Annotated in this window: 30 protein-coding genes and 2 pseudogenes; 16 read left to right on the forward strand and 16 right to left on the reverse strand. The window is 69.4% G+C overall.

Features of this window, described 5'->3' with window-relative positions:
• On the forward strand, window positions 1-1,110 hold a 1,110-nt coding region (locus SREC43747_RS21230), incomplete at its 5' end, for a hypothetical protein (RefSeq protein WP_029719351.1).
• A complete protein-coding gene (locus SREC43747_RS21235; protein ID WP_029719352.1) occupies window positions 1,107-1,565 on the forward strand; it encodes a WD40 repeat domain-containing protein in 459 nt (152 codons plus the stop codon). The genes SREC43747_RS21230 and SREC43747_RS21235, both read left to right, overlap by 4 nt.
• Before the next feature lie 269 nt (window positions 1,566-1,834).
• On the opposite strand, the gene SREC43747_RS20125 is transcribed toward SREC43747_RS21235, so the two are convergent.
• The 4 genes from SREC43747_RS20125 to SREC43747_RS0101345 form a co-directional block, all read right to left on the reverse strand.
• On the reverse strand, window positions 1,835-2,419 hold the full coding sequence (locus SREC43747_RS20125; protein ID WP_160173020.1) for a superoxide dismutase family protein: 585 nt from the start codon (window positions 2,417-2,419) through the stop codon (window positions 1,835-1,837).
• 112 nt (window positions 2,420-2,531) lie between these two features.
• The gene (locus SREC43747_RS0101330; protein ID WP_029719354.1) at window positions 2,532-3,125 is read right to left on the reverse strand and encodes a sugar O-acetyltransferase; all 594 of its coding nucleotides are present in this window, start codon (window positions 3,123-3,125) and stop codon (window positions 2,532-2,534) included.
• A 192-nt stretch (window positions 3,126-3,317) separates the two neighbouring features.
• Window positions 3,318-3,743, reverse strand: coding sequence for an arsenate reductase ArsC (locus SREC43747_RS0101335; protein ID WP_029719355.1), 426 nt, complete (start codon window positions 3,741-3,743; stop codon window positions 3,318-3,320).
• Window positions 3,744-4,064: 321 nt separating this feature from the next.
• On the reverse strand, window positions 4,065-4,427 hold the full coding sequence (locus SREC43747_RS0101345; protein WP_029719357.1) for an ArsR/SmtB family transcription factor: 363 nt from the start codon (window positions 4,425-4,427) through the stop codon (window positions 4,065-4,067).
• An 82-nt stretch (window positions 4,428-4,509) separates the two neighbouring features.
• Here SREC43747_RS0101345 and SREC43747_RS0101350 point away from each other — a divergent pair, with 82 nt between their 5' ends.
• Together SREC43747_RS0101350 and SREC43747_RS0101355 are read left to right on the forward strand one after the other, a co-directional pair.
• Window positions 4,510-4,941 carry an ArsI/CadI family heavy metal resistance metalloenzyme gene (locus SREC43747_RS0101350; protein ID WP_029719358.1) on the forward strand — a complete coding sequence of 144 codons (432 nt, stop codon included), beginning with the start codon at window positions 4,510-4,512 and terminating at the stop codon, window positions 4,939-4,941.
• 118 nt (window positions 4,942-5,059) lie between these two features.
• Window positions 5,060-6,538 carry an aldehyde dehydrogenase family protein gene (locus SREC43747_RS0101355; RefSeq protein WP_029719359.1) on the forward strand — a complete coding sequence of 493 codons (1,479 nt, stop codon included), beginning with the start codon at window positions 5,060-5,062 and terminating at the stop codon, window positions 6,536-6,538.
• Between the two features lie 200 nt (window positions 6,539-6,738).
• Here SREC43747_RS0101355 and SREC43747_RS0101360 read toward each other — a convergent pair whose 3' ends face one another.
• The 4 genes from SREC43747_RS0101360 to SREC43747_RS0101375 all read right to left on the reverse strand — a co-directional run bounded on the left by SREC43747_RS0101360 (window position 6,739) and on the right by SREC43747_RS0101375 (window position 10,187).
• A complete protein-coding gene (locus tag SREC43747_RS0101360) occupies window positions 6,739-8,202 on the reverse strand; it encodes an aldehyde dehydrogenase family protein (protein ID WP_029719360.1) in 1,464 nt (487 codons plus the stop codon).
• A 101-nt stretch (window positions 8,203-8,303) separates the two neighbouring features.
• The gene (locus SREC43747_RS0101365) at window positions 8,304-9,500 is read right to left on the reverse strand and encodes an amidohydrolase family protein (protein ID WP_029719361.1); all 1,197 of its coding nucleotides are present in this window, start codon (window positions 9,498-9,500) and stop codon (window positions 8,304-8,306) included.
• 32 nt (window positions 9,501-9,532) lie between these two features.
• The gene (locus SREC43747_RS0101370) at window positions 9,533-9,823 is read right to left on the reverse strand and encodes a hypothetical protein (protein WP_037331149.1); all 291 of its coding nucleotides are present in this window, start codon (window positions 9,821-9,823) and stop codon (window positions 9,533-9,535) included.
• Entirely contained in the window at window positions 9,804-10,187 is a 384-nt protein-coding gene (locus SREC43747_RS0101375; protein ID WP_029719363.1) for a Rieske (2Fe-2S) protein, read from the reverse strand. The genes SREC43747_RS0101370 and SREC43747_RS0101375 overlap by 20 nt, the downstream gene beginning before the upstream one ends.
• Before the next feature lie 117 nt (window positions 10,188-10,304).
• Here SREC43747_RS0101375 and SREC43747_RS19520 point away from each other — a divergent pair, with 117 nt between their 5' ends.
• A complete protein-coding gene (locus tag SREC43747_RS19520; protein ID WP_037331152.1) occupies window positions 10,305-12,938 on the forward strand; it encodes a helix-turn-helix transcriptional regulator in 2,634 nt (877 codons plus the stop codon).
• A gap of 451 nt (window positions 12,939-13,389) precedes the next feature.
• Here the strand turns inward: SREC43747_RS19520 and SREC43747_RS0101385 are convergent, their stop codons facing one another.
• Window positions 13,390-13,662: a hypothetical protein gene (locus SREC43747_RS0101385; protein ID WP_236622964.1), complete on the reverse strand. Its 273-nt coding sequence runs from the start codon at window positions 13,660-13,662 to the stop codon at window positions 13,390-13,392.
• 188 nt (window positions 13,663-13,850) lie between these two features.
• Here SREC43747_RS0101385 and SREC43747_RS0101395 point away from each other — a divergent pair, with 188 nt between their 5' ends.
• Together SREC43747_RS0101395 and SREC43747_RS0101400 are read left to right on the forward strand one after the other, a co-directional pair.
• On the forward strand, window positions 13,851-14,657 hold the full coding sequence (locus SREC43747_RS0101395) for a helix-turn-helix domain-containing protein (protein ID WP_236622965.1): 807 nt from the start codon (window positions 13,851-13,853) through the stop codon (window positions 14,655-14,657).
• A gap of 13 nt (window positions 14,658-14,670) precedes the next feature.
• A complete protein-coding gene (locus SREC43747_RS0101400) occupies window positions 14,671-14,871 on the forward strand; it encodes a DUF397 domain-containing protein (protein ID WP_029719366.1) in 201 nt (66 codons plus the stop codon).
• A 54-nt stretch (window positions 14,872-14,925) separates the two neighbouring features.
• Here the strand turns inward: SREC43747_RS0101400 and SREC43747_RS0101405 are convergent, their stop codons facing one another.
• A complete protein-coding gene (locus SREC43747_RS0101405; protein ID WP_029719367.1) occupies window positions 14,926-15,339 on the reverse strand; it encodes a hypothetical protein in 414 nt (137 codons plus the stop codon).
• On the opposite strand from SREC43747_RS0101405, the pseudogene SREC43747_RS22260 reads away from it, so the two are divergent.
• The 4 genes and pseudogenes from SREC43747_RS22260 to SREC43747_RS0101415 all read left to right on the forward strand — a co-directional run.
• Window positions 15,326-15,511 (forward strand): annotated as a pseudogene (locus SREC43747_RS22260) (hypothetical protein); the annotation flags it as partial. The gene SREC43747_RS0101405 and the pseudogene SREC43747_RS22260 sit on opposite strands and share 14 nt — an antisense overlap.
• Before the next feature lie 326 nt (window positions 15,512-15,837).
• A pseudogene (locus SREC43747_RS22125) lies at window positions 15,838-15,912 on the forward strand (hypothetical protein); the annotation flags it as partial.
• 82 nt (window positions 15,913-15,994) lie between these two features.
• On the forward strand, window positions 15,995-16,513 hold the full coding sequence (locus tag SREC43747_RS21780; RefSeq protein WP_269077836.1) for an enolase C-terminal domain-like protein: 519 nt from the start codon (window positions 15,995-15,997) through the stop codon (window positions 16,511-16,513).
• Window positions 16,453-16,989 carry a gluconokinase gene (locus SREC43747_RS0101415; RefSeq protein WP_236622967.1) on the forward strand — a complete coding sequence of 179 codons (537 nt, stop codon included), beginning with the start codon at window positions 16,453-16,455 and terminating at the stop codon, window positions 16,987-16,989. The genes SREC43747_RS21780 and SREC43747_RS0101415 overlap by 61 nt, the downstream gene beginning before the upstream one ends.
• Window positions 16,990-17,141: 152 nt before the next feature.
• Here SREC43747_RS0101415 and SREC43747_RS0101420 read toward each other — a convergent pair whose 3' ends face one another.
• Both SREC43747_RS0101420 and pepE read right to left on the reverse strand, forming a co-directional pair.
• A complete protein-coding gene (locus SREC43747_RS0101420) occupies window positions 17,142-17,567 on the reverse strand; it encodes a roadblock/LC7 domain-containing protein (RefSeq protein WP_029719369.1) in 426 nt (141 codons plus the stop codon).
• Window positions 17,568-18,245: 678 nt separating this feature from the next.
• Complete coding sequence (gene pepE, locus SREC43747_RS0101425) at window positions 18,246-18,968, reverse strand: dipeptidase PepE (protein WP_029719370.1); 723 nt, start codon at window positions 18,966-18,968, stop codon at window positions 18,246-18,248.
• Between the two features lie 94 nt (window positions 18,969-19,062).
• On the opposite strand from pepE, the gene lhgD reads away from it, so the two are divergent.
• Window positions 19,063-20,265 carry an L-2-hydroxyglutarate dehydrogenase gene (gene lhgD / locus SREC43747_RS0101430; RefSeq protein ID WP_029719371.1) on the forward strand — a complete coding sequence of 401 codons (1,203 nt, stop codon included), beginning with the start codon at window positions 19,063-19,065 and terminating at the stop codon, window positions 20,263-20,265.
• Here lhgD and SREC43747_RS0101435 read toward each other — a convergent pair.
• Complete coding sequence (locus SREC43747_RS0101435) at window positions 20,246-20,983, reverse strand: ESX secretion-associated protein EspG (protein ID WP_029719372.1); 738 nt, start codon at window positions 20,981-20,983, stop codon at window positions 20,246-20,248. The genes lhgD and SREC43747_RS0101435 overlap by 20 nt on opposite strands.
• Window positions 20,984-21,062: 79 nt before the next feature.
• Entirely contained in the window at window positions 21,063-21,452 is a 390-nt protein-coding gene (locus SREC43747_RS0101440; RefSeq protein ID WP_029719373.1) for a phage holin family protein, read from the reverse strand.
• Window positions 21,453-21,706: 254 nt separating this feature from the next.
• Here SREC43747_RS0101440 and SREC43747_RS0101445 point away from each other — a divergent pair, with 254 nt between their 5' ends.
• The 3 genes from SREC43747_RS0101445 to SREC43747_RS0101455 all read left to right on the forward strand — a co-directional run bounded on the left by SREC43747_RS0101445 (window position 21,707) and on the right by SREC43747_RS0101455 (window position 24,523).
• On the forward strand, window positions 21,707-22,753 hold the full coding sequence (locus SREC43747_RS0101445; protein ID WP_029719374.1) for an LLM class F420-dependent oxidoreductase: 1,047 nt from the start codon (window positions 21,707-21,709) through the stop codon (window positions 22,751-22,753).
• Between the two features lie 91 nt (window positions 22,754-22,844).
• The gene (locus SREC43747_RS0101450) at window positions 22,845-23,936 is read left to right on the forward strand and encodes a Zn-dependent alcohol dehydrogenase (RefSeq protein ID WP_029719375.1); all 1,092 of its coding nucleotides are present in this window, start codon (window positions 22,845-22,847) and stop codon (window positions 23,934-23,936) included.
• Window positions 23,937-24,025: 89 nt separating this feature from the next.
• Complete coding sequence (locus SREC43747_RS0101455; protein ID WP_051387547.1) at window positions 24,026-24,523, forward strand: GNAT family N-acetyltransferase; 498 nt, start codon at window positions 24,026-24,028, stop codon at window positions 24,521-24,523.
• A gap of 39 nt (window positions 24,524-24,562) precedes the next feature.
• On the opposite strand, the gene SREC43747_RS0101460 is transcribed toward SREC43747_RS0101455, so the two are convergent.
• On the reverse strand, window positions 24,563-25,537 hold the full coding sequence (locus tag SREC43747_RS0101460; RefSeq protein ID WP_029719377.1) for a D-2-hydroxyacid dehydrogenase family protein: 975 nt from the start codon (window positions 25,535-25,537) through the stop codon (window positions 24,563-24,565).
• A gap of 73 nt (window positions 25,538-25,610) precedes the next feature.
• Here SREC43747_RS0101460 and SREC43747_RS0101465 point away from each other — a divergent pair, with 73 nt between their 5' ends.
• Complete coding sequence (locus SREC43747_RS0101465; protein ID WP_236622968.1) at window positions 25,611-26,405, forward strand: cupin domain-containing protein; 795 nt, start codon at window positions 25,611-25,613, stop codon at window positions 26,403-26,405.
• On the opposite strand, the gene SREC43747_RS0101470 is transcribed toward SREC43747_RS0101465, so the two are convergent.
• The gene (locus SREC43747_RS0101470) at window positions 26,353-26,796 is read right to left on the reverse strand and encodes a hypothetical protein (RefSeq protein ID WP_152528283.1); all 444 of its coding nucleotides are present in this window, start codon (window positions 26,794-26,796) and stop codon (window positions 26,353-26,355) included. The two genes, SREC43747_RS0101465 and SREC43747_RS0101470, sit on opposite strands and share 53 nt — an antisense overlap.
• Window positions 26,797-26,858: the final 62 nt, after the last annotated feature.

A 26,858-nucleotide genomic window follows, 5' to 3' on the forward strand; every position in this document is an offset into this window, starting at 1 on the left:
GAACTGCCGGTCGGCGCGGCGACGGTGGAAGTCGAGGCGATGACCGCCGAACAGGCGATAGCGGTCCTCAGCAGAGGATTGGAGAGCACCGAGGGGGTGGATTGGCGTCCTCTGCTGGCGAGGACCGGGCGCTGGCCAGTACTGCTCTCCTTGGTCAACAGGCAGGTCCACGACCAGGTTTCCCGCGGTCTACCCGCCGTCGAGGCGGCGCGGCAGGTGGCTGACCTGCTGGCAACCAATGGTCCGGCCACATTGGACGAGGACGATCTCGACCAGCTGAGCGAAGTGGACGTGAACGACCCCGAGCGGCGAAAAGAAGCGGTTGCCGCGACGGTCGAGAGCAGCTTGTCCCTGCTGGCGGAAAAAGACCACCGCAGGCTCGAAAGGTTCCTGGAACTCGCGGTTTTCGCCGAAGACAGCACCATCTACGAGCAGACCTTGCGGACTTATTGGGGCCATACGGCGGGACTGGACGAGCACGAGGTCCGCAAGCTGTGCACGCGCCTGGCGGATTTGTCCTTGGTCCAGGGCTATCGGCTCGACGAAGGGCAACCGCGCCTCTGGCTGCACGACGTCATGCGGGACTACATCCGTCACCGCACGGGCACCGATCTCCCCACACTCCACCGGGCTCTGCTGAACGCCTACCGCGAGCACCTGCCCACTGCGGACGGCGTCACAGCCTGGTGGGAACTCCCCGACACCGAGCCCTACATGTGGCACGCGCTGTCCCGCCACCTCCACGAAGTCGCTTCGGCAACTGGAGACGCAGAACTCAATGCGGTCATCTGCGATTTCCGGTGGATCACCGCGGTGCTTCGCAAGGAAGGCCCGGCCGCGGTGGAACGCGACCTCGAATGCACCAGCCACCCCCTCACGCCTGTGCTCCAACGCGTGATCCGGCAGAACGCGCACCTGCTCGGCGCTCTCGAACCGCACAACGCCTTACCGGCCACGCTGCTGTCCCGCATGTACAGCTCCCCGAGCTGGCCGACTACCGCGCTGCTGCCGCGCGGACCATTCCTCCGCCCTACCTCGCACCTCGGCACGCACTCCCCGACGCTTCCCACCCAGCACTGCAACGCACTCTCGGCCATGACGGGGGTGTGACTTCGGTGGCGATCAGCCCGGACGGCACGTGGCTGGCCAGCGCCAGCTACGACGGCACGGCGCGCCTGTGGAGCCCCGACGGAACACAACTCGCCACCCTCACCGGACACACCGACTCCGTCTCGTCAGTGGCGATCAGCCCCGACAGCACCTGGCTCGCCACCACCAGCCGCGACCGCACAGTGCGCCTGTGGAGCCCCGACGGAACACAACTCGCCACCCTCACCGGACACACCGGCTCCGTCTGGTCAGTGGCGATCAGCCCCGACAGCACCTGGCTCGCCACCACCAGCCACGACGGCGTAGTACACCTGTGGGAGACGGCGACGCGGGAACACGTCACCGCGCTGAAGCTGGACTCCGAGCTCAGGGATTTGAAGTGGTTCCCTTCCGGCAACGCCCTCGCTGTCGGCGGGTCCAGTGGTCTCTACCTGCTCGACCTGCGAACCGAATAGCACGACTGCCGCAAGGCGCTCTGCGCTTCACCTTCCCCGCAGCAACGCGGGAACGGAGACTTGTTCCCGCGAAGCACCGGGTCCTGAAGTGCGGGCACGGCCGGGGCGAAACGCCCGAGGGACATCACTACGGGGGAGCAGTTGGGAGCAGCGCCGTGCGTTGAGCCGCTGCGGTTCGCTCGAGATGCGCTGGACCGGGGAAAGGAGCCCAGCCCGATGTCAAAGGCGTCTCCCGGCGCGCCGGCACCGGGAGACGCGAGAAGCAGTGCTCAGAAGTCGGCGCAGGCGATCTTGCCGCCGCCCTCGGCCTGGTGCACCACGATCGACTTGGCCGCATCGGCGGACCGGTCGTTGTTCACGGTCGTGCCGCCTTCTCCGCGCTCGTCGGCGGTGAAGCCCAGGTGCACCTCGTTGGGCGGCTCCTCGGGCCCCTGCGGGTCGAACTTGAAGTGCGGGCCGCCCGCGTCCTGAGCGCAGGACTGGGCGTGCAGGTGCGAGACGTACTGCTCGCCGGGCTGGAGCCCCGTCATCCGGACGGTGACCGTGGTGCCGCCGTCGTGGAGGGCCAGCCACGCGGTGCCGGCCGTGCCGTCGAAACCGGGGGGCCGGGTGTCCAGCAGCTCGAACTGCCCGGTGCGCAGCTGAGCTCCCTCGATCTGGTCCGCCGGGGTGGCCGAAGGATCACCCATGTCCGCCTGGCCCGCGTGGTGCGAGTGCTCGGCCCCGTGCGAGTGCTCGGAGTGGGAAGGTGCTGGCGCCGACTGCTGTGCTCCCTCGCCTCCGCAAGCGCTGAGGAGGGCACCGGTGAGCAGCGCCGCCCCTAACGCGAACGAACGAGTAGCGGTGCTATGCATGGCATGAAGGTAAGCCATGCCGACTTCCACCAGGCGCCCTGGTCAACAACCTCCGACCCGCGGCTGCGCGATGTGATCTCCGCCGCGCCACCTGACCGCGCCCGGGGCGCCTTCAGCCCTCGTCGCCGATCTCGCGGACCACCCGGGCGGGATTGCCCACCGCGACCACGTTCGCCGGCAGGTCCTTGACCACCACCGACCCGGCGCCCACGACGGTGTTGTCCCCGATGGTCACCCCCGGCCCGACGATCACGCCGCCCCCGAGCCACACGTTGTCGCCGATGGTGATGGGCTCGGCCGCTTCGAGCTTGTCCCGGCGCATCACCGGGTCCACCGGGTGGGTGGGCGTCAGCAGCTGCACGTTCGGGCCGAGCTGGCAGTCCTCCCCGATCCGCACCTGCGCCACGTCCAGGCACACCAGGTTGTAATTGGCGAAGGTGCGCGCCCCCACGTGCGTGTTCTCCCCGTAGTCGAAGAAGAACGGCGGTTTGAGGAACACGCCCTCCCCCACCGAGCCGAGCAGCTGCTGCAGGATCGGGAACACCTTCGACAGGTCCTGCGCCGCCACCCGCCGGGCCTCCTCCTGCAGCGCCACGGCCCGCTGCGCCAACCGCTCGTTCTCCGGATCGTCAGCGATGTACAGGTCCCCGGCCAGCATGCGTTCGCGGTTCGTCCGCGGATCTCCGGCGAAGTAGTCCACAGCCACCCCGCCACCTTAGAGCCCGCTCCCGCGGACGCCAGCACAGCCGCCCGGTGGTTCCGCGAGGCGGAATCCGCGAACGAATGACAGCACCAGTCCACCGGACCGGCACGCGAACCAGAGCGCTTGAGCGACTCCCCCGCTGCAAGCTTCGTCGACCGGATACCGCCTCTTCACGCATCCGGCGCGGGACTGCCCCTACGGCCGGCCCGCACCATCAAACGCCGGGAGGAGCTCGGCGATCAGCTTCCGCACGCGCTGATCGATGTCCTCGCGGATTCGGCGGACTTCGGCCACGGACTTCCCAGCAGGATCGGCCACCTGCCAATCGAGGTAGCGCTTGCCCGGGAACACCGGGCAAGCATCACCGCAGCCCATGGTGATCACCACGTCGGCGGCTTCCACGGCACCGGTGGTGAGCTTCGTCGGGACGTTCCGGGAAAGATCGATGCCGAGCTCGCGCATCACCTCGACCACCGCGGGGTTGATGGTGTCCGCGGGGGCAGAACCGGCGGAACGAACGGCCACCCGGCCTCCGGAGTGGTGCTGCAGCAGTGCGGCGGCCATCTGGGACCGCCCGGCGTTGTGCACGCAGACGAACAGCACTTCGGGTGCAGCGGACAACAAGTCCTCCTCACAGGACAGCGGACGACGAACTGGGGTTCGGTGGAGCACCGCAGGCCGGTTTCCCGGGCTGGAAACCACCGCCGAGCAGCCAGACCGACATGACCCAGGACCGGAACCTCGATGAACGGACCACCGACTCCGGCGGGAGTCCGTCCACCGGTGACGCCGAAAGTCCCCGTGGCCACGGGGTTCGAATCGTTCCCGCGGCGGTGAACGGCGACGTCCCCGATGCCCAGCCCGAGTCGATGGCGTTGCTCAGAACGAACGAGCTGACCCGCACGACCGCGAAGCAGGTCAGCAGCGGCTGCACGGCCCGGGTCACGCCGCTCCTTCTTCGGCGGGGGCCAATGCCCGGGACATCAGCCGCAGGGTTTCGGGACGCACCCGGTAGTAGATCCACGTTCCGCGGCGCTCTCCCTCGATCACCCCGGCTTCCCGCAACACTTTGAGGTGGTGGGAGATCGTCGGGCCGGACAGGTCGAACGCGTCGGTCAGGTCGCACACGCAGGCTTCTCCACCGGGGTGCGAAGCGATCAGCGACAGCAGGCGCAGCCGCACCGGCTCACCGATGGCTTTGAACACCCGCGCCAGTTCCGCCGCTTGGTCCGCGGTCAACGGTTCTCGCAGCACTGGCGAGCAGCAGGGCACCACCTGCGCCGCACCCGAGCTTTGATTCGACATATTTCTATGTTGACAGTTGTCTATTCAAGGAGCAAGCTGCCGATACCAGATGGTTAGACGAACATCTAAACAAGGAGTTGGGATGTCCCGCGTGCAACTGGCCCTCCGGGTCGGCGACCTGGAAGCCTCCATCGCGTTCTACGCCAAGCTCTTCAACACCGAACCGGCCAAGCGGCGCCCCGGCTACGCCAACTTCACCATCACCGAACCCCCGCTGAAACTCGTGCTGCTGCAAGGAGAAGAGGGCCAGCGCGCAGTCCTCGACCACCTCGGCATCGAAGTCGGCAGCACCGAACAAGTCACCGAGGCCATCGACCGGCTCAACGCACTGGGCATGCCGACCCGAACCGAACTGGACACCACCTGCTGCTACGCCCGCCAGGACAAGGTGTGGGTCCAGGGGCCCGGCCAAGAACCCTGGGAGGTCTACACCGTCAAAGCCGACTCAGCGACCTTCAGCGCTCCCACCGCAGCGACCCCGCAGTGCTGCTCCGAGCAGGCAACCGCGGAGTGAGGCCCCTTCCAGAGCCCGGCGAACACCTGTGCCGCCACCTGCCTCTTGCCCGAATGGTTTGATCAAGCTCCCGCTCGGGGTAAGCGCGGAGCAACGAGCACCCGAGCAGGAGAGCGGAATGGCCGTGGTAGATCAGCAACCCACCCCGTACACAGGTTTCGACCGGATGCTGATCGACGGTGAATGGCGGCGCGGTTCCACCGGCGACACCTTCACCGACACCAACCCCTACTCCGGCGCAACGCTGACCGAAATCCAACTGGCCAGCGCCGACGACGTGGACACCGCCTACCGAGCGGCCCAGCGGGCGCAGCGCGACTGGGCCGCCGCTCCCGCGCAGGAACGCAGCGAAGTGCTGCTGCGCGCCGCGGAGATCATGCGGCAGCGCCAGGAGGAGATCGTCGGTTGGTTGATAGCCGAAGCGGGCGGCACTCGGCCGCGGGCCGAGTTCGAATGCCAACTGGTGCGGTCGTTCACCCTGGAAGCCGCGTCCTACCCGACGCGGATGAGCGGGCGGATCCTCACTTCCGGCATCCCCGGCAAGGAGAACCGGGTGTACCGCAAGCCCGCCGGGGTGGTCTGCGTGATCAGCCCGTGGAACTTCCCGCTGCAGCTGTCCAACCGCTCGGTCTCGCCCGCGCTGGCCCTCGGCAACGCGGTGGTGCTCAAACCCGCCAGCGACACCCCGGTCACCGGCGCGCTGCTGCTGGCCAAGATCTTCGAAGAAGCCGGCCTGCCCCCGGGCGTGCTCAACGTGGTGATCGGCCGGGGTCGGGAAGTCGGCAGCGCCCTGCACACCCACCCGGTGCCCAGTGTGGTGTCCTTCACCGGCTCCACCGAGGTCGGGAAGGGAATCGCCCAACAGGCCGGGCTCAAGCGGCTGGCGCTGGAACTGGGCGGCAACGGGCCCCTGGTGGTCCTCGACGACGCGAACATCGAACAGGCCGTCCAGGCCGCCCTGCACGGCAGCTTCGTGCACCAGGGCCAGGTGTGCATGGCCACCAACCGGATCATCGTGGACCGCAGCGTCCAGGACAAGTTCACCGAACTGCTCGTGCAGCGGGCCCGCGAGCTGCGCACCGGGGACCCCGCCTATCCGGAGACCCAGATCGGACCGGTCATCAACCGCACCCAGCTGGAGTCCATCCAGGACAAGATCTCGCGGGCCGAGCAGGACGGCGCGGACGTGCTGGTGTCCGGAGAGCCGGAAGGCCCCGCCGGACTGGTGCTGCCCCCGCACGTGGTCCTCGGGAACAACCGGTCGGCGACCGCGCGGGAAGAAGTGTTCGGCCCGGTGGCCACCATCATCCCGGCCGACGACGCGGAACACGCCCTGCAGCTGGCCAACGACACCGAATACGGCCTGTCCAGCGCGGTGTTCACCGGGAACCTCGAACGGGGGGTTCGCTTCGCCTCCCGGATCGAAGCGGGCATGACCCACGTCAACGACACCACCGTCAACGACGAGCCCAACATCGCCTTCGGCGGGGAGAAGGACTCCGGGATGGGCAGGTTCGGCGGCGAGGGGGCCATCGACGAGTTCACCACAGACCACTGGATCAGCGTCCAGCACCAGCCGCGCGACCTACCGCTCTGACCCCAGGTCGATGTCCTCCACATCGGACGATCCTGCTCCGATGTGGACTGATATCCGTCCCGTGGAACTGAACACCTCTCCCGCTTTGGCCTTGGGAAATCGACTCCACGCGCGACCGGCGCCGGCAAGAGCCGAAGCCTTGCTGCCGGAACGCAACCGCCGGCCCGCCGAACAGCGGACCGGCGGCACCGCGGAAGGGCTCAGAACGGGAACTGCGCGTGCCGGGAGCGGAACGTCAGCCACCTGGTCTCGGTGAACGAGTCCACCCCGTTGCGGCCCCCGAACCGGCCGTAGCCGGAGTCCTTCACACCGCCGAACGGGGCCTGCGGCTCGTCCCCGACGGACTGGTCGTTGATGTGGAAGATCCCGGTCTGCACCCGCTGGCCGATCTCCCAGCCGCGCCGGACGTCCTCGGTGATCACCCCCGCGGTCAAGCCGTACGGGGTGCTGTTGATGACCTCGACCGCGTCCTCCACCCGGTCGTAGGGCAGCACGGTGGTGACCGGGCCGAAGATCTCCTCGGAGTGGATCCGCTGCTGCGGGGTGACGTTGCTGAGCACCGTCGGGGCGAGCAGCGCCCCCTTCGGGGGCTCCCCGCCGCAGTGCGCCACCGCCCCCTTGGCGAGGGCGTCCTCCACCAGTCCGAAGATCCGCTCGGCGGCCGCGGCGCTGATCACCGGGCCGATCACGGTGTCCGGGGCGTCCGGGGCGCCGCAGGGCAGCCCGGCGACCTTCTCGGCGAACCGCTCGGTGAACTCCTGCTCGAGCTCCCGCGGCACCAGCACCCGGTCCGCGGACATGCAGATCTGCCCGGCGTTCATGAACGCCCCGAAGGTGACGGCGTTGACCGCGTAGTCGAGGTCGGCGTCGTCGAGCACCAGGATCGAGTTCTTGCCGCCGAGTTCCAGCACCGCCGGCTTGAGGTGCTTGGCGGCCTCCACCCCGATCGAACGCCCCACCGCGGTGGAGCCGGTGAAGTTGACCCGCCGCACCCGCGGGTCGGCGATGAGCGCGTTGCCGACCTCGGCGGCGTCCGCGCGGGCGTTGGTGACCACGTTGAGCACGCCGTCCGGCAGCCCCGCCTCCTGCATGATCTCGGCCAGCAGCAGGCCTGCCGAGATCGGGGCGTCCTCGCTCGGCTTGAGCACCACCGTGTTGCCGGTGGCGATCGGCACCGCGAACGAGCGGACTCCCAGGATCAGCGGGGCGTTCCACGGGGCGAACGCGGCCACCACACCGGCGGGCTGGCGCAGCGCGAACCCCCACGCCCCGCTGTCCGCACTGGACAGGACTTCGCCGCGCGGCGCGGTGGTCACCGCCGCGGCTTCCCGCAGGACGTCCGCGGCGAGCCCGACGTTGAACAGCGCCCACGGCCGGGTGCCGCCCACCTCCTGGGCCATCAGCGGCACCACGTCGTCGGCGCGTGCTTCCAGCAGATCGGCGGCGCGCAGGAAGATCCGGCGGCGCGTGCCGGGATCGGTGGCGGACCATTCGTCGAACGCGGCCGCGGCCGCGTCCACCGCCGCGGTCGCGTCGTCCGGCGAAGCAGCCGCGACGGTCGCGAACACCTCACCGGTCCAGGGATTGGTGTCCTGCTCGGTGCGCCCGGTCGAGGAGGGGCGGGACGCGCCGCCGATGAACAGCTGCCGCTCCACAGGAGCCATGTGCTTCTCGCTTCCACTCGTTGAAAAGACCCGCACTCGCCGCCCACTCCTACTCCGGTCGGACGGCCAGCGCGGGTCTTCGCTTCTGCTGGACGAAAGGATCAGAGGTTGAACACCTTGCGCGCGGTTTCCCCGAGGATGTTGCGCTTGCCCTGTTCGGACAGGAAAGGGATGCTCATGATCCGCCCGGGCACGTCGAAGTCCCAGTGCGGCCAGTCCGATGAGTACATCAGCGTGTGCTCGGCGTCCATCGCCTTGAAGGTGGACTCCAGCAACCCCATGTCGGTCATCTCCAGGGGCTGCGAGGTGTAGTACATCTCGCGCATGTACTCGCTGGGCAATTTGGTCAGCAGCGGGGCGTCCGACTGGCGCATCAGGTACTCGTGGTCCAGCCGCTGCATCATGAACGGGATCCAGGCCAGCCCGCTCTCGATCCAAATGGTCTTCAGCCGCGGGAAGCGCTCCGGGATCCCGTTGATCACCCAGTTCGTCAGGTGCAGCATGTTGCACGTGACGAACGAGATGGCGTGCGCGGACAAGAACTTGTTCATGTTGGACGTCATCGAGTCCGCCTGGTTCGGCCCGGCGTGGAACCCGATGGGCATCCCCCGCTCCTCCAGCTCGGCGTACACCGGCATGTACTCGTTGCGGTGCACCCCGACGGAGCGCTGGCTGGTGACCAGGAACCCGATCACTCCCGGGTGGTCGGCGAACTCGCGGATGGTCCGCAGCGACGCCTCGGGGTCGTCGAACGGCAGCCCGAGCATCGTCTTGATCCGGTCGTCCGCCGGCAGGACCGTTTCGGTGAACCACCGGTTGTAGGCCATCATCAGCTGGGTGGCCACCGCCTTGTTGGGGTGCAGCCCGATTTCCAGCATCGGCTGCGGGAAGACCACCTGGACGTCGATGCTCATCGCTTCCATCGCCCGGCGCACCAGGGTGACGTCCCGGTGCACGTCGGTTTCCGTCACCGGCTCGGCGAGCGCCGCCTGGTGCGGGATGCGCCCGCTGACGTCCTGCATGGTCAGTCCCGGCGGGTGGTTGTGCAGGGCGACGTGCTCGGCGTACGGCCAGTTCTTCATCATCTGCCGACCGCTGTCGCGCAGCACCGGGTTCTCGATGCGCTCGATGATCTCCGGCCAGGAGTCCAGCTCCACGTGGTGGGCGTCGACGTCGACGATGAAGTAGTCGTCCAGGCCGTAGCGCTCGGTGTCCCGGCGGGCGTTGGCCAGTATTTCCCGGGAGTCGGTGTGAACGGTGATCTCCTGGGTTTCACGCCGCCGAACGGAGTCAACCACGGTGTTGGTCCTTTCTTCGAGGTGCCAAGAGGTCAGCCGGCGACCCTGCTGCGGGAGAACCACAGCGCCAGGTCGAACGGGTTGAGGTCCTGGGACTTCAGCAGCGCGGTCGCCAGCACCACGGCGTCGGTGGTGGCGACGTCGTCGTGGAGCGGGAGGACTTCCTCGTCCGAGCCTTCGTTGGCCGCCGCGTACAGGCGCACCACCGAGCTGACCAGGCGGCGCAGGTCTTCCGCCGCGACCCCGGCTGCCCCGCCTTCGCCGATCAACCGCTCCACCTCGTCGCTGAGCCGGGTGGAGAGCTCAGACAGTGACGTAGACATTGCCGTCCTCCTCGGTGACGGGGAATTCGCGCAGGCGGATGCGCTGGTTCCCGGGGTGGGTCCCGGTGGCGAGGCTGAACTCGAAGCCGTGCCACGGGCAGACGATGTGCAGATTGTCCTCGTCGAAGCGCTGGCCGCGGGTGCGCTTGCCCTCGTCGAGCACCTCCACGACACGCGGCACCAAGCGGCCCTGGCACACCGGTCCGCCCTGGTGGGGGCAGACGTTCTCGTAGGCGTACAACCGGTCTTGGAACCGGAACACGCCGATCGTGGTGCCGGCGACGTCGACCACGCAGCGGCCGCCTTCGGGGACGTCCTCGCTGCGGCCGACCAGGTGCCGTGCAGTCGGCTGAGTCGCGGTCATGTGTCCTCCGTTGGACTCCCGTGCAAGCCCCGGGCGGGGCACGCCCAGACGATGCCCCGGGAGTGACCCAGATCGCATCTGTCATCTGACTGGTCGCGTTAACATCACCCGCCAGCCATGTCGAACGAGGACCATTCCGGCGAACCGGACCACGTCGTCGAAGCGGTTCGGTCCGGAGCCGGGTTCACCTGCGTGCTGCGCGGAGCGCCCGCCTCGGGCAAGACCACCGCGCTGCGGCGCATCGCCCGCGGTGCCGGCGATGTGCGGGTGCTGTGGGCGGTCGGCAGCCCGGACGAGACCGACCAGCCGTTCGCGCTGCTCGAGCAGTTGTCGGACGAGCTGCGCGGGGACGAGGTCGACCCGGTGCGCCGGCGACTGCGCTCCTTCCTCGACTCGCGGCAGCCGGTGCTGCTGCTGGTCGACGACGCCCACTGGATCGACCCGGCGTCCGCGCGGGTGCTCGGCCACGCCGCCCGGCGAGTGCAGGGCCGTCGGATCGGCGTCGTGTTCGCCGCCTCCCACGCGCACCCGCTTCCCGAAGCGCTGGCCGGCCTGCCGGACCTGGAACTGCCCCCGCTCGGCCTGGACGAGGCGCGCGCCCTGCTCACCAGGGCCTCCCTGTCCAGTGCGGACATCCCGGACGGCGTGGTCGCCGAGCTGCTCCAGCGCTGCGCCGGGAACCCGCTGGTGCTGCGGGAGTTCGCGGAGTCCCTCAGCGACGGCCAGTTGTGCGGCAGACAACCGCTCCCCCGCCAGCTGGTCCTCGGCCCCCGGTCCCTGGAGGTGTTCCGCCGGTCGTGGGCGGCGCTTCCCGAGCGCTGCCGCCGTTGGCTGCTGCTACTCAGCCTGGGCCCGGAATCCTTCCCGGTGTGCCTGCGGGCCGCCCAGCTGCTCGGCCTGGAACTCGCGGACCTCGCGCCGGCCGAGTGGGCCGGTGTGGTGCGCGCGGCCGACGCGCCGCGGTGGTCCTCGCCGTTGGAGCGGATCGCGGTGCAGCAATCCGCCACCCGGGAGGAGACCGCGCTGGTGTGCGCCGCGCTGGCCGAGGCCGTGGACGCCGCGGAGTGGCCGGTCGAGCACGCCCGATACCTCGCCGGGGCGCTGACCGATCCCGATCGGGCCGCCACCGCGCTCGCCGCGGCAGCCGTGCCCATGGCGCAGACCGGGCAACTGCTGGAGGCCTACGAGGCCGCGCAGCAGGCCTCCGTGCTCAGCACCGACGCCGCCAAGCGGGAGCGGTACCGCATCGTCACCGCCGAGCTGGCCTGGTTGGCCGGCTACAGCGACCACGCCCTGGACCTGCTCGACCGCGCCGCTCCGCAGCGGTCCGCCGACGCCCGCACCAGCGCCACGATCATCCGGGCGGTCATCCGCGGTTTCACGGACTCGTGGACCAGCGGGTGGCGCCTGCTGCCCGAGGAGGTGCACCACGAGCCGGGCAGCGCCGAGCACGCGTTCCGACTGCTGGTCACCGCCATCACCGCCGGTTGGGAGAACGCTTCGGTCCCGGCGCTGCAGCGAGCCGTGGCCCGGCTGCGCAGCACCGTCGACCCCCCGTTGGAGCTCTCCCCCGGGGTGATGGCCGCGCTGGAGCGCGTGGTCGCCGGGCACAGCGACCTGGACCGGGAGGAGCGCCGGGCGCTGCGCGCCTTGGCGTGGTGGGCGCGACCGTCGGACGCGTTGCACCCCAAGGCGTGGCCGCCGCCGCTGCTGCCGATGTTCCTCGGGGAGGAGGAGCGCTACGCGGAGCTGTTCGCCGAACTGCTGCGCAGCGAGCCGGTGCAGGCCGCGCACAGCACTCGGGCTCTGCTGCTGCTCAAGCTGTCCAGCGCGCAGCTGGCGGTGGGCCAGTGGGACCGCGCGTTGGACAACGCCGGCAAAGGCGCTCGGCTGGCCGACGAGTTGGGCCACCACGCCCTGCGCCAGCAGACAACGCTCTGCTCGGCGTGGATCCACGCCGCCCGCGGCGACCAGGAGGAGTACGCCCGGTGCGCGGACGCCGCCGCGCGGCACCCGGGGCAGCTGCCGCCCACGATGCGGTGGGTGCGCGGCTTGGCCGCGCTGTCCGCCAGCCGCCCGGCGGAGGCCCTGGACTGGCTGCGCGGCCTGCACCACGGCACCGGCACCCCGCACCTGGTCACCCTCCGCCGCATGTCCACAGCGGACCTCGTGGAGGCGGCGGTGCAGGCCAACCGCGCCGACGAGGTCGCCGAGGTCGTGGCGGACTTCGCCGCCTGGGTGTCCGGCGGCGCGGCTCGCTGGGCTCAGTTCGACCTGGCCCGCTGCCACGCCCTGCTGAACCCCGATGAGGCCGAGCACTGGTTCGCCGAAGCCCTCGAGCTCGGCACCAACCGGTTGTGGTCCAACGCCCGGCTGGAGCTGCAGTTCGGTTCCTGGTTGCGCCGCCGCAAGCGCTACCAGGAGGCCCGCGAGCACCTCCGGATCGCCGAGGAGCTCTTCCACCGGCTCGGCGCCACCGCGTGGCACCAGCGGGCGCACGCCGAACTGCGCGCCGCCGGGGAAACCCAGCGCGCCGAACCGCACGACGACCTGACGCCGCAGGAGCACCGGATCGCGCTGCTGGCCGCCGAAGGCCTCAGCAACCGGCAGATAGCCGAGCGGTTGGCGTTGAGCCCGCGCACCGTCGGCTACCACCTTTACAAGATCTTCCCGAAGCTGGACATCACCTCGCGGGCCCAACTCGCTTCCGCGCTGCAGCGGGCCTCCACCCGGAACCGCGGGAGCGGGTGAGGGGCGCGTCCGCCGGCGCGGAAGCCCCGTCAACCACCGCGTTCGGGCTCCCAACTTGCGTCCAATGAGGACTTGTGGCGGCCACCAGCGCGAAGAACGCGATGGCGGGCCCGCTTCGACCGCTCGAAGCGGTGTTGACCGGACAGGTCCTGCGGAGCACGACAAGACGGGGACGAGCATCCGCTCGTCCCCGTCGGGGTGCGCTGGTGGACCCCACCCCGATGCCGGGTCGGGGGGCGCGACACCGGGGTGGGAGTTCGGGGAGCGCGCAGGCGCGGCAGCACGACCAGGCGGGTACCCAACCGGGCTCGGGGGAACACCACTTCGGCCACCCGCACTCGTCATCCCTCGCCTGCACGAATCGGGGGATCGGAAACGGGGGAGGATTTCTCACCGTTCGGCCAACCGGCGCGGAAACGCGGTGCCCGGTTGACCGAAGCCGAACGGGGGTTCACCGTTCAACCGCTCTCGTGGTCTTCAACGCGGCGCGCACGATGGTTTCCATGCAACTCATGCAGGGCATGCCGCCGTATTCGATGTGCTCGATCTGATCGGCGGGGATGGTCAATTCGCATCCGGTGACCACGACCTCGCCGTGATCAGCACCGACGTGCACTACCCGTCGGGATTCCCCGACGACCCCAGCGCGGTAGCGCACCCGCACTACAGGTGGACCCGCACCCTCCTCTTCCGCATTCGGACCCTGGCCCGGTGCTCGCGCCACTGCTGGATCTTCTTGTTCAGCCACGTTCGCATCTCTTTCAGTTCACCTTTCAAGATCCGACGCGTTTGAAAAATAGCTAATTGCAATTGCAGTTAGCCATTCCCCAAAAGGATCAATTTCATAGTTGCAGTTGATCGCGTAGGGCAAGATGACAGGCCATGAGCAACTCGTGGCCTGCAGTGCGACGCGTGCAAGTGGGACTGATCCTCAAGGGGTTGCGGGAGCGCTCCGGCGTCAAACCCTCCCAGATCAACGAACGGCTGGACTGGTACGCCGGCAAGCTCACCAAGGTCGAACGCGGCGACCTGACCGTCTCCGCCGCCGAAGTCGAAGTGCTCCTGTCGATGTTCGGTGTCGAGGACGAGGAAGAAGCCAACCGGCTGCGGGCATTGGCCAAGGAAGCCCGGCGGCGTGATCAGCCCGCACGGGTGCCGGACTGGGCGGCCACCTACGTCGCCTTGGAAGGCGCGGCCGCTGAGCTGAAGGCCTACGATCCCGAGGTCATCCCGGCGGTGCTGCAGACCGAGCACTACGCCCGGGCGATCCTGTCCAACCCGCTCGACAAGGGCCAAGACGTCGAGCCGGCGGTGGCCGAGCGTATGCAGCGTGCCGAGCGGATCCTCAACGGCAACACCACCGAGGTGTGGTGCGTGCTCGGCGAGGCCGCCCTGCACCGGGAGGTGGGTGGCCGCCCGGTACTGCGGGATCAGCTGGAGCACCTGCGCGAGGTGACGACCTGCCCCAACATCACCCTGCAGGTGGTGCCGTTCGACGCCGGCGAGCACGTTGCCCTGGGCTCGAACTTCCGAATTCTGCACCTGGCTGAGCCGGCCGCTACCTACGTCTATATGGAAGGTTTGACCGGCTCGGACTATCTAGATAAGCCCAGCCACACCAGCCGATATGTGAAGGCGTTCGATATGCTTCGTGCCGTCGCGGCATCCGATCGGGAAACCGTGCGGATGCTCGATAAGAGGATCAAAGACCTGACCTAGCAGGGAGTTGACCATGGCCCCGCAGAAGCTCGCCAAGGGATGGCGTAAGAGCAGCTACAGTCAGGGGGCCGAGAACTGTGTTGAGGTCGGCCAGGTTGAGGGCGGCGCAGCTGTGCGCGACACCAAGAACCGCGAAGCCGGGTACTTCACCGTCGACCGAGCACAGTGGGCGGCCTTCATCGACAAGATCAAGTCCGGTGAGCTCGACGGCTGACCACCACAACCACGCTTGACCACGTGAAACGCCCCCACATCCGTGGGGGCGTTTTCAGTTGGATTCCCTCCCGAAAGGAGGCAATGCCTCCCCGGTTCCCACCGGGCGGCCGCACCCGTCCGAGCGCGACCTGCCACGGCCCCAGCTCCGCCAGCGCGCCGGTCCGCACCCCGGGAAATCCAGGGAGCACAGGTGATTGCCCCGGGAGAAGTGGTCGGTGACCAGCGCTTCCGGATTCCGCGGAGACCTCGCCGTTCCCGATCCCGTCGAGCGCGCCGGTTCCTGGACGGTCTCGCCCAAGGTGGGGACCACCGCGCGGAAGTTCGGGTGCACGCCGAATCGCTCCAGCACCGGCCGCAGGTTGCGGGTGAACCCGGCCCGAGCGGGGATGTCGTGGCCGGTGTCCAACCCGTAGCGGGCGAAGGCCTCCGGGTGGTGGTTGCGCAGCACCCCGGTGTGCAGGGGCATCACCGAACCGTCCTCGGCGGCCATCCGGGCGTTCTCACCGAACAGCTGCTGGGAGCAGCTCGGCCTGCGCCGGTGCCGCCTTCCCGACCGGACCTGGGCGAACAGCCGGGAGGTCTCGTCCTCCGACAGGAAGGCCATCGCGGCCGCGGACACCGCGCTGTGGGACATCAAGGCCAAAGTGGCGGGTCGCCCGCTGTACCAGCTGCTCGGCGGAGCCAGTCGGGAACGCTGCCTGGGCTACGGGCACGCCAGCGGACGCGAACTGCCGGAGCTGTTCGACTCCAGCAACGAGCACCTCGAGCTCGGTTTCGAGGCCATCCGGATCCAAACCAGAGTGCCCGGCTTGCCTTCGGTCCACGGGGTCGCCTCCAGCCCCGCCGCCTCCCCGGCGACAGCGGCCGGTACGACTACGAGCCGGCTCGACGTGCTGCCCGACCGGCCGAAGAGACCTGGGACACCCGGGCCTACCTGCGGCACGTCCCGGGCGTCTTCGAAGCCGTGCGCAACGAGTTCGGCCCGGAGCTCGTCCTCCTGCACGACGCGCACCACCGGCTCACCCCGCTGCAGGCGGCGCAGCTCGGAAAATCGCTCGAACCCCACGACCTGTTCTGGCTGGAAGACGTCACCCCCCGCCGAGGACTAGGAAGCGCTGCGGCTGGTCCGCCAGCACACCACCCCGCTGGCCATCGGCGAAGTCTTCAACACCGTCTGGGACTACCAGACGCTCATCAGCGAACAGCCCATCGACTACGTGCGCTCCCCCATCACGCACGCCGGCGGCATCACCGCGGTGCGCCGCATCCTCGACTACGCCGGCATGTACCAGGTGAAGTCCGGGATGCACGGCCCCACCGACGTGTCCCCGATCGGCCTGTCCGCCGCTGTCCACTTGGGCCTCGCCGTGCACAACTCCGGCATCCAGGAGTACATGGTCCACAGTGATGAGACCAACGCGGTGTTCGGGCCCGCCCTCGAGTTCGCCGAAGGCGGGCTGAAGCCCGGCGAAGAGCCGGGGCTGGGCATCCACTTCGACGAAGAACTCGCCGTCGAGCACCCGTACGAACCCGCGTACTTGCCGACTAACCTGCTGCTGGACGGGACGGTGCACGACTGGTGGTGGACACGTCGAAGACACCCGGCGAACCGACCGCCCCCGGCCAGATCGCAGTGGTGATGGGAGTGGCCGGTTGCGGCAAGAGCACGCTCGCCGAGGCCCTGGCCGAGCAGCTGAACTGGAAGCACCTGGACGCGGACGACTTCCACCCGCGCAGCAACATCGAGAAGATGCGCGCCGGGACACCGTTCACCGACGAGGACCGGTACCCCTGGTTGGAAAGCATCCGCGCCGAACTGGACAGGATCGTCGCGCAGGGCAACTCGGCGGTGCTGGCGTGCTCGGCGCTGAAGCGGAGCTACCGGGACATCTTGCGCGCCACCCGGGCCCCGGTGCTGTTCGTGCTGCTCCAAGCCAGCAGGCAGCAGGTAGCCGAGCGGCTGGCGAAGCGGAGCGGGCACTTCTTCCCGGCAGCTCTGCTGGACAGCCAACTGGCCGCCCTGGAGCCGCCGGACAGCTCGGAACCGCACGTGGTCGTGCCGGCTTTCCAACCGGTGGCGGACATGGTGGAAGCGGTGCGCGCCGCCCTGCGGTGAACCGCTCCCCGCTCGAACATCGCTCCCACCACGGGCCCCCGAACCACCCCACCCGGGAAACAGGAAGGGAACTTTCCTCCTCTCTCCGGTAGGAAAGTTCCCTTCCCGCGCACGTTCGTCCGAAGCCGCTGCCGACCGCAGCGACCGCTCGGCTAGGACTGCTCCACTTTGGCGGCCTTCTCGTCGCGCGCCGGCGTGCTCAAGAAGTTCCCGACCCGGGAGACCAACAGGTTCATCTCGTAGCCGATCATCCCCATGTCGGCGTCCTCAGCTCCGAGCACCGCCAGGCACGCACCGCTGCCGGCCGCGGTCACGAAGAGGTAGGCGTGTTCGAGTTCGATGATCGTCTGTCTGGGAGCCCCGCCGCGGAAGTGCACTCCGGTCTGTCTGGCCAGGCTCTGGAAAGCCGCCGAAACCGCCGCCAGGTGGTCGGAATCGGCATCCGACAACTTGCCGGACTTGCCGAGCAACAACCCGTCGGACGACAACACCACCGCGTGCTCGACCCCGACGACCCGGCGCACCAGATCGTCCAGGAGCCAGTTCAGCTTCTCGTAAACCCCAGTGCCTTCGCTCATACCAACCGGCGCCTTTCTTCAAGCTGGACAACCACAGGACCGGAACGGAGCCAGCCCGGCCCTGCACAGCGACCGGGTCCGCCCCAGTCCCCATCCGCGCGCAACGCCCGCGTCCGCAACGCGGCCACCCGCACTGCTGATTCACCTCGCCCGGCAGCGGAAGCACCTCGCTCCCCCGATCGCCGCGCCGCTCCGCCCCCTGGCGAACCAGCAGTCGCAGCAGTGCCACCAAGCCGGGAAACCTTCGAAGACCGGTCGCTGAGCGAGCGGAGCGCAACGGGACGCATCCGCGTCCTCCGGTCATTGCAGACAGTACGGACTGGCCTCACAGCGCCCCACGGCTGGGTTGCAGGAGCGACCTGCTCGTCGTGCTGGTGAGTCGACGCGTCCTCGGAGCCAGCGCAGCGCCGATTGGCATGACCATGCACCGGTCCCCTCGCACTATCTCAGCACACCCAGCCAGTCCGTGGTCCCGTTCCCGGGAAAACCGCCCGGACTCTAGCACAAATGGCGGTGCACAAACAGGAAGTGCGCAGTTCTTCCGGTGGCAGGACACGAGTTGTGCACGAGCGGACACGACCGCCGCCGAAAGCGGCGGAACGCCGTCCCCGGTCGGCGAAATCCGAGAACACCGGCCGGATCCGGACGGTCACTCCCCGCGCGTGGAGCGGTCGGACATCACCGGCAGTCGTACCGCGGTTCGCTGGTGAGCAGGAAGGAGAGGTCCTCCCCTCCGGCCACTTCGCGCACCGGGGCGTTCCGGGTGAACAAGCGGGCGTCGGGCTGCCCGCCGAGAACCGCCTGGTCACCGCTGATCCGCAGCCACGACCCCTCCCGAACGCCCAGCACCGGGACGTCGTTCTCCTCGAGGAATTCCGCGATCCGCTCGTCGCGGGTCTCCCCCATGTGCGTGCTGCGCGGGTCGGGGTCGACGTAGTGCGGGTTGATCTGGAACGGCACCAAGCCGAGGGCCTCGAAGGACGCCGGGGGCACGATGGGCATGTCGTTGCTCGTCCGCAGGCTCGGGCAGGCGACGTTGGTTCCCGCGCTGGCCCCCAGGTACGGCATTCCTTCCTGGACTCGTTCCCGGATCACCTCGACCAGCCCGGTCCGCTGCAGCGCGGACAGCAGTCGGAAGGTGTTCCCGCCGCCCACGAACAGGGCCGCAGCTCGGCGAAGAGCGGCGACCGGGTCGGGCTCCTGGTGCAGGCCGTCCACCGCCACCCCGAGCGGCGCCACCGCCGAACGCACCACCTGCAGGTAGGCGTCCCCGTCGCGCTTGGCGCAGGGGATGAACAGCAGTCGGTCCCGACCGTCCAACCAGTCCGCCACCGCTGGGAGCGCGTGCTCCAAGAAACCCGTCCCGTGCGTGGCCGAGCTCGACAACAGCAGCAGTTCCACGAACACCTCCTCAAGCACTCCTCCCGGCCCGCGCCCCAGCAGGAAAGCTCACAGGTGCTGGCCTCCGGGCCGGTTGATGACCAGGATGTCAGGCATGGCAGGCACCAGCGACGTCACGATCATCGGTGGTGGCATCGTCGGTCTGGCAACAGCGCACGCGCTCGCCCAGCAGTTGCCGGACAGCCGGATCACGGTGATCGACAAGGAACCCGACTGGGGAAGCCACCAGAGCGGCCACAATTCGGGCGTCATCCACAGCGGCCTGTACTACGCGCCGGGCAGCGCCAAGGCCCGGTTCGCCCGGGCCGGCGGTGAAGCCATGTACCGATTCTGCGCCGAGCACGGGATCCCGGTGCACCGCACCGGCAAGGTCGTGGTGGCCACCGGTGAGCACGAACTGCCCGCCCTGCGGGAGCTGTTCCGGCGCGGCAAGGCGAACGGGGTGCAGGTGCGCGAGCTCAGCCGGGCCGAGCTCCGGGAACGCGAACCGCACGTGCGCGGGCTGCGGGCCCTGCTGGTGCCGGAGGCGGGCATCGTGGATTTCCCAGCGGTTTGCCGCAAGCTGGCCGAACTGCTCGCCGAGCACGGCGCGCAACTGCTCCCGGCCACCGAACTGGTCGGGGTGCGCCGGGACGGGAACCAGCTCGTGCTGGCGACCGATCGCGAGGAGATCCGCACCCGGTGGGCGATCAATTGCGCTGGTCTGCACAGCGATGCGGTGGCCGAGCTGGCCGGCACCGAACCACCGGCCCGGATCCTGCCGTTCCGCGGCGAGTACTACCACACGACCTCGTTCCGGAGGCGCCTGGTCAACGCGCTCGTGTACCCGGTTCCGAATCCGGCGTTCCCGTTCCTCGGCGTGCACTTGACCCGGACGATCGACGGTGGCCTGCACGTGGGCCCGAACGCGGTGCTGGCCATGGCGCGGGAGGGCTACGACTGGTGGACCTGGTCGCGGTCGCACGTGCGCCGGCTGCTCCAGGACCGGGCGCTGCGGGAACTCGCCCGCGAGTACTGGCGGACCGGTCTCGGCGAGATCGCCCGTTCGGTGGTGAAGCCGCTGTTCGTGCGGGAGGTGCAGCGGTTGCTGCCGGAGCTGCGGGGGCGGGACCTGCTGCGCGCGGAGGCCGGGGTTCGGGCCCAGGCGGTGACCCCGGACGGCAAGTTGGTGGACGACTTCCTCGTCGTCGAGGACGAGCACTGGGTGCACGTGCTCAACGCTCCGTCGCCCGCGGCCACCGCTTCCCTGCTGATCGGCGAGGACATCGCGGCTCGGATCAGCTCCCGGGCGCGCTGATCGGCTGCGTCCGCTCGACGTCGGCGGCCCACAGGGCTTCCACCTGTTCTTGGAGGGCGCTGGCGAGCACGAAGAGGTCGGCTGGCGACACCAAGCAGTGGTCCGCCGGCTGCGGGATCACCGCCACCCGGCCGGTGGGCGCGTGGTGGACTTCGATGTGCTGGTCGGCGGTGCGCAGTTGCCCGTCGGCGCGCCGCAGGCCGGTGTAGAGCCGAGCGGTGAAGTCGTCCGCTCGGCTCAAGAGCTGGGCGGCTCGTCCGACTCCTTCCCCTCCGGTGCCCGGTCGGGTGGCGAACTGCCGCACGGAGTCGAGCGGGACGGTCACCGCATCGCCCTCGGCGGGTCGTTTCGGCGGCAGGCAGCCGGCCAAGGCCGGCCACGGGGCGTCGTGCCGGATCTTCTCGGCGGTCACGACGCCGTCCACGGCTTGCACCCGCACCGCCCGGCCCGCGCCGATCGCCACCACGGCGGACAGCTCGGCGGTGCCGGCCCCGTCGAACCGCGCGAAGCCGTAGACGGAAGCGGACGCGAGTTGCGCTGCAACACCGGACCAGAAGTCCTCGCACTCGGCGGAGATCGCCTGGTGCTCCGGTTCGCCCGAGGAATTCCGCTCGTCCAGGAGGAATTCGGCGACCTCGGGTGCGCGGCCGGTCAGCAGGCCGCTGAACGCGCTGAGGCTGCACCGCATCACCGGCTCCAGGATCCACCTGTCGGGCATCCGGGAGCATAGTCGACCTCACCCCACCGGGGCGGTGTTTCCAGGAGCGCCACCCGGATGACGCAGTGCCCGCGGCGGTTCAGGACTCGGACTCGGCGTCCGAGCGCCGGCGGACGATCCCGTGCAGCACGCTGCTGACGATGGTGACCACGAGGGCGCCCCAGAAGGCCGGCCAGAACCCGTCGACCTGGAACGGCAGCTGCAGCTGCCCCGCCAAGTAGCCGGTCAGCCAGTACAGCAGGGCGTTGACCACCAGCCCGAACAACCCGAGCGTGAGCACGTACAGCAGGCAGCCGAGGGTTTTCGCGATGGGCTTCAGCACCGCGTTGACGATGGCGAAGATCACCGACACCGCCAGCAGGGTGAGGACTTTGGCCAGCGTGTCCTCACCGGACAACGTGATGCCCGGCAAGGCGGTGGTCACCCACACCGCCACCATCGTGATCAGGACGTGCACCAGTGCCGACACTGCCCAACTCCCCCCTGCGGTCGTCGCGTGGTGGTCGCTTCCGCGATCTACGGTACTTGATCAGCGCTGATCGCCGGAGGAGAGCGAGGGGTGGTCCGCTGCGCTCCGGCGGGGCGGAACCACCGGGGCAAGTGAGACTTGCGCCACATCTCCTTCGAGCTCCCCTCATTGGCGTACTCGGCGGTAGCCTCTGAGCAACTCCGGCGGCGCGGCCGGCACCGGTGGCGCCGCTGCCGCAAGTCGAGAGGAACAGCATGCGCATCGGGATGCCGCTCAACTACAGCGGAGGTTTCAAGGAAACGGTCGACGAGCTCGCCCTGTACGAGAAGGCCGGCCTGGACATCGTCTACGTTCCCGAGGCCTACTCGTTCGACGCGGTCAGCCAGCTGGGCTTCATCGCCGCCCGCACCGAACGCCTGGAGATCGCCTCCGGGATCCTGCAGATCTACACCCGGACCCCCACCCTGACCGCGATGACCGCGGCCGGCCTGGACTACGTGTCCAACGGCCGCTTCACCCTGGGCATCGGCGCTTCCGGGCCGCAGGTGATCGAGGGCTTCCACGGCGTGCCGTACCACGCCCCGCTCGGCCGCACCCGGGAGATCGTGGAGATCTGCCGCCAGGTGTGGCGCCGCGAGCGGGTGCAGCACCAGGGCAAGCACTACAACATCCCGCTGCCCGCCGAGCAGGGGACCGGGCTCGGCAAGCCGCTGAAGCTGATCAACCACCCGGTGCGGGAACGCATCCCGATCATGATCGCCGCGATCGGCCCGAAGAACGTCGCGATGGTCGCCGAGATCGCCGAGGCCTGGGAACCGATCTTCTACCTCCCGGAGAAGGCCGGCGAGGTCTGGGGCGAATCCCTGGCCGCCGGCAAGGCCAAGCGCGACCCGTCCCTGCCGGAGCTGGACGTCGTCGCCCAAGCCCCGCTGGCGATCGGGGACGGTACCGAGGAGCTGCGGGAGCTGATCCGCCCGCACATCGCCCTGTACGTGGGCGGCATGGGCGCGAAGGGCAAGAACTTCTACAACAACCTCGCCCGCCGGTACGGGTACGAAGCCGAAGCCGAGAAGATCCAGGACCTCTACCTGAGCGGGAAGAAGGAGGAAGCGGCGGCCGCCGTGCCCCAGGACCTGCTGGAGAAGACCTGCCTGATCGGTTCCGAGGGCTACGTGCGGGAACGGCTCGCGGCGTTCAAGGAATCCGGGGTGACCACCCTGAACGTCACTCCCCTGGCGGGTACCGCCGAAGAACGCACCAAGCTAATTGAGAAGGTCAAGAATTTGGCCGCAGAAGTCTGATCGTCCCGGCGGCGACGCGGTCCGACCGCGGGAACACCTGCCGGCGCAGATCGACGCACCCGGCGATGGCACCGGGTGAGGGGAGCTGATTATGGCAACAGCACTGGCAGCGGTGCTCCGGGAAACCGGTGGGGACCTCCAGCTGGAGGAGATCGAGCTCAACGAGCCCGGACCTGGTCAGGTGCGGGTGCAGCTGGCCGCCACCGGGGTGTGCCACTCCGACCTGTCGCTGGCCACCGGAGTGCTGCCGCACCCGGTTCCGGTCGTGCTCGGCCACGAAGGCGCTGGCCGGGTGGTGGAAGTGGGCCCCGGGGTCACCGAGCTCGAACCGGGTGACCCGGTGGTGCTCAACTGGACTCCTCCGTGCGGGGAGTGCTGGCACTGCCAGCACCAGGAGCCGTACCTGTGCCCGGTCGCCGGAGAAGAGGCCAAGCAAACGCCTTACGCCAAGCTCGGCGACGGGACCCCGGTGCACCCGGGACTGGGCACCGCGGCGTTCGCGACCGAGACGGTGGTCGGTGCGAACTCCTGCGTCCGCGTGGCCGACGACGTGCCGCTGGAGAAGGTGGCACTGCTGGGTTGCGCGGTGCTCACCGGGGCCGGCGCGGTCTTCAACGCCGCCCGGGTGCGCTCCGGGGAGAGCGTCGTGGTGTTCGGGCTCGGCGGCATCGGCCTGAGCGCCGTGCAGGCGGCCCGGATCGCCGGGGCCGAGCAGATCATCGCGGTGGACCCGGTCGCGGAGAAGGCCGAGATCGCCCAGCGGTTGGGGGCCACCGACTTCCTCGAGGCCTCGTCCGACGTGGCCAAACAGGTCCGCGAGCTCACCGGAGGCCGCGGCGCGGACCACGCCTTCGAGTGCGTCGGCCGGGCCGATACGATCCGCGCGGCGTGGTCGTCCACCCGGCGCGGCGGCCAAGCCACGGTCGTGGGCATGGGGGCGGCCTCGGACCAGGTCAGCTTCAACGCCCTGGAGGTCGCCTACTTCGCGCGGACGCTGCGCGGCTGCATGTACGGCAGCACCGACCCGAAGACCGACATCCCGGTGCTGCTGGACCACTACCGCGCGGGTCGGCTCGACCTGGACTCGCTGGTGTCGGAGCAGATCGGGCTCTCCGACATCGGGGAGGCCTTCGACCAGATGCGCGCCGGGAACGGCGCCCGCAGGTTGATCAACTTCAACTGAGCTGCTGGACCGGTGCCCGGTCGGGGACGAGCGGGCACCGGTCCCCGACGTCCAGCTCAGCAGATGACCGTCTGGAAAGGACTTCGCCAGTGGTGGGCATCGCCGAGGCCCGGTTCCCGGAGCACACCGGTGCGGTGCGCACGCTCTTCCAGGAGTACGCCGATTCCCTCGGCGTCGACCTGTCGTTCCAGGACTTCAAGGTGGAACTGGACACCTTGCCCGGGAAGTACGCGGCGCCGCACGGCCGGGTGCTGCTCGCCCACGACGGGCCCACCGTGCTCGGCTGCGTCGCGGTGCGTCCGCTGCAGGACAGCATCTGCGAGATGAAGCGGCTGTACGTGCGGCCCGCGGGGCGAGGGCTCGGGCTGGGAAGGCAACTGGCCAGCCGGATCTGCTCGGTGGCCGGGGAAGCCGGGTACACGCACATCCGCCTGGACACGCTGACCGGCATGACCGCGGCGAGGAGCCTGTACCGGTCGCTGGGTTTCCGCCCCATCCCGCCCTACTACCGCAACCCGCTGCCGGACGCCCAGTTCTTGGAGCTCGATCTGCGGACCGCCGAGCTCCCCGAACCGCAGGCGGGATAGCGCCGCCCCGCCCCGGGGACGCCCGTTCCGGCGGCCCGGTCAGTCCGCGTTGAGCACCCGGATCGGTTCACCGCGCAGGAACGCGTGGATGTCCTCCACCGTCTCGGCGTAGAACGTGCGGTAGGTGCCGTCGGTGACGTAACCGATGTGCGGGGTCAGCACGGTGCGCGGCGTGCTGCGCCACGGGTCGTCGACGGGCAGCGGTTCCCGACCGAACACGTCGATCCCGGCACCGGCGATCCGCCCTTCGCGCAGCGCTGCTTGCAGGGCGGCTTCGTCGACGATCGGGCCGCGCGAGGTGTTGATCAGGTAAGCGGTGGGTTTCATCAGCGCCAGTTCGGCGGCGCCGACGAGTCCCCTGGTGCGCCGGCTGAGCACGGTGTGGATGGTCAGGATGTCCGAGTCGGTGAACAGCTCCTCCTTGTCCACCCGGACCGCACCGACCTCCTCGGCCGCCTCGTCGGTGAGGTTCTGGCTCCAGGCGATGACGTTCATGTTGAACGCGCGCGCGATGGAAGCCACCTGCTTGCCGAGGCGCCCCAGGCCGAGCACGCCCAGGGTGCGGCCCTCGAGTTCCACTCCGATGTGGTGCTGCCAGCCGCCTTCCCGGATGATCCGGTCCTCGGCGGGGATGTTGCGGGTGAGCGCGAATATCAATCCCCAGGTCAGCTCCGCGGTCGGCGCCCAGGAGCGGTCTTGGGCCGCACCTCCGCTGTTGGTGCCGCACACCGTGATGCCGTGCTCCGTGGCCGCTGCCAGGTCGATGGCCGCGTTGCGCATCCCGGTGGTCACCAGCAGCTGCAGGTTCGGCAGCGCGGCGAGGACCTCGCGGGGGAAGCGGGTGCGCTCGCGCATCGCGGCCACCACCTGGAACGGCTGCAGCTTCCGGACCAGTTCGCGGGGGTCGGCGATGTGCTCGTGGAAGAACTCGACTCGTGCTGGTAAGGACTGCCAGTCGGCGTAGTCCCGGGCAACGCCCTGGTAGTCGTCCAGGACAGCTACTCGAACGTCCATCCGGCCTCCTCCGTGGAATCGCCGGTGATCCTATGCTGAATTTCTCACGTCGAGATCACATCGGGAGCGGCCGGTGGGCGACACTGTAACGATGAACGGCAAACTGCTCCACCTGCTTCCGTTGAGCGAGTACCAGGCCGCTCGAGCGCAGCCGATCCGGCCGGACACCCTGGACCGGGAAGGCTTCACGCACTGCTCACCCGATGTGCCCACCGCGCTCGCCGTGGCCAACACGCTGTTCCAGGAGTCCACCGAGCAGCTGGTGGCGATCGAGCTCGATCCGGAGAAGCTGAGCGCACCGGTCCGGTGGGAGAAGCCGAGCCCCCGCCCTCCTGAAGGGGTGTCCCCGGACGTGCTGATGCCGCACGTCTACGGTCCTCTCGACCCGGAAGCCGTGCTCGACATCCGGTACGCGCGCCGGGACACCCGGGGCCGGTACATCGCTCTGGAGACCCGCAGCCAGACCGCCGAGGAGTACGACCTGCTGCCGCACCCGGAGGGCGGTTGGTACCGGCGGACGTGGACCAGTCCCCGAAGCGTGGAGACCCCCAACGGGCCGCGCCCCACCGCGACGGCCATCTACTTCCTGCTGCCGCCCGGGCAGACCTCGGCCTGGCACGTCGTGTCGTCCGCCGAGTTGTGGCTGTGGCACCGCGGGGGCCCGTTGACCCTGTCCCTCGCCGGGACCGGCGAGGAGCCGGCTGACGACCCGCAGCAGGTGGTGCTCGGCGTCGGGGCGGGCCAGTCCCCGCAGGCGTTGGTGCCCGCGGGCACCTGGCAGCGAGCCACCGCGTCGGCCACCGTGGAGACGTTGGTCAGCTGCGTCGTTTCCCCGGGGTTCGACTTCGCGGACTTCCGCGCGTTGTGAACCGGCCCTTCGGGCGCCGCATCGCTCCCGGCCCGCCGGCCGGGACCGCCCGGCGGACGCCGACCGGGTGCGGGAGCCGCAGCAGCCGGCGCCGGCTCACCGACACCACGGCGAAGGCCATCGCAGCGATCATGATCAGCACGGACACCGCGGGAATGCGGCGGCTGCCGGCGCGCTCCTGCAGCGCTGCCCGCTGCTGGTCGTACACCGCGAGCAGCCTGTCGGCCGGTTCAGCCGGGCTGGGCTCGGAGGCGACCGGCTGGGGCTCGCGTCTGGGCGGGCCCGGCTGGACCAGTTTGTGCTCCACCCAGGCCATGGCGAGCAGCGACCCCATGACCGTGCCTATCCCTGCTGAAGCGGCCAGCACGAACCCGGCCAGTGAATTAATCACTGGCATCACCCCCCGACGCCGTATGACAGGCTGCAGCGATTGCGGTAAAGATCGGCAAAGCC

The sequence above is a fragment of the Saccharopolyspora rectivirgula DSM 43747 genome, from assembly GCF_000497205.1.
Classification (GTDB): Bacteria; Actinomycetota; Actinomycetes; order Mycobacteriales; family Pseudonocardiaceae; genus Saccharopolyspora; species Saccharopolyspora rectivirgula.

Coding starts and splice junctions, on each gene's coding strand:
- SREC43747_RS20125 (WP_160173020.1), bottom strand. CDS start 2,419: ATGCATAGCACCGCTACTCGTTCGTTCGCGTTAGGGGCGGCGCTGCTC.
- SREC43747_RS0101345 (WP_029719357.1), bottom strand. CDS start 4,427: ATGTCGAATCAAAGCTCGGGTGCGGCGCAGGTGGTGCCCTGCTGCTCG.
- SREC43747_RS0101350 (WP_029719358.1), top strand. CDS start 4,510: ATGTCCCGCGTGCAACTGGCCCTCCGGGTCGGCGACCTGGAAGCCTCC.
- SREC43747_RS0101355 (WP_029719359.1), top strand. CDS start 5,060: ATGGCCGTGGTAGATCAGCAACCCACCCCGTACACAGGTTTCGACCGG.
- SREC43747_RS0101360 (WP_029719360.1), bottom strand. CDS start 8,202: ATGGCTCCTGTGGAGCGGCAGCTGTTCATCGGCGGCGCGTCCCGCCCC.
- SREC43747_RS0101370 (WP_037331149.1), bottom strand. CDS start 9,823: ATGTCTACGTCACTGTCTGAGCTCTCCACCCGGCTCAGCGACGAGGTG.
- SREC43747_RS0101375 (WP_029719363.1), bottom strand. CDS start 10,187: ATGACCGCGACTCAGCCGACTGCACGGCACCTGGTCGGCCGCAGCGAG.
- SREC43747_RS19520 (WP_037331152.1), top strand. CDS start 10,305: ATGTCGAACGAGGACCATTCCGGCGAACCGGACCACGTCGTCGAAGCG.
- SREC43747_RS0101400 (WP_029719366.1), top strand. CDS start 14,671: ATGGCCCCGCAGAAGCTCGCCAAGGGATGGCGTAAGAGCAGCTACAGT.
- SREC43747_RS0101405 (WP_029719367.1), bottom strand. CDS start 15,339: ATGCCCCTGCACACCGGGGTGCTGCGCAACCACCACCCGGAGGCCTTC.
- SREC43747_RS0101420 (WP_029719369.1), bottom strand. CDS start 17,567: ATGAGCGAAGGCACTGGGGTTTACGAGAAGCTGAACTGGCTCCTGGAC.
- lhgD (WP_029719371.1), top strand. CDS start 19,063: ATGGCAGGCACCAGCGACGTCACGATCATCGGTGGTGGCATCGTCGGT.
- SREC43747_RS0101435 (WP_029719372.1), bottom strand. CDS start 20,983: ATGCCCGACAGGTGGATCCTGGAGCCGGTGATGCGGTGCAGCCTCAGC.
- SREC43747_RS0101445 (WP_029719374.1), top strand. CDS start 21,707: ATGCGCATCGGGATGCCGCTCAACTACAGCGGAGGTTTCAAGGAAACG.
- SREC43747_RS0101450 (WP_029719375.1), top strand. CDS start 22,845: ATGGCAACAGCACTGGCAGCGGTGCTCCGGGAAACCGGTGGGGACCTC.
- SREC43747_RS0101460 (WP_029719377.1), bottom strand. CDS start 25,537: ATGGACGTTCGAGTAGCTGTCCTGGACGACTACCAGGGCGTTGCCCGG.